We start from the raw sequence: 311 nt of genomic DNA on the forward strand, positions 1-311 counted from the left end.
GCCGTGCCTGAAGCGATGAAAATCGTGTGGCAAAAAGAGTTAGAAAATTACCTGATTCAGCGTAAAAGCTTACAATGTTTAGTGTTGTTGATGGATATTCGTCATCCGCTACAGCACTTTGACGTGATGATGTTGGAATGGGCGTATTCACGTAAATTGTTTGTGCATGTACTGCTAACCAAGTCCGATAAACACAACCGTGGCCCTGCTTCTAAAGCATTGCAAGAAGTTAAAGCCCAATTGAAAAAAATGAAACTGGATTTCTCAAGACAATTGTTCTCTTCTCTCAATAAACAAGGCCTAGAAGAACT

1 pseudogene is annotated in these 311 nt (G+C 40.2%); it reads left to right on the top strand.

The window, feature by feature from the left end:
• Positions 1-311: pseudogene (locus tag ACG9ZB_RS16925) on the top strand (YihA family ribosome biogenesis GTP-binding protein); the annotation flags it as partial.

The sequence above is a fragment of the Acinetobacter johnsonii genome (genome assembly GCF_048551975.1).
Taxonomy (GTDB): Bacteria; Pseudomonadota; Gammaproteobacteria; order Pseudomonadales; family Moraxellaceae; genus Acinetobacter; species Acinetobacter johnsonii_A.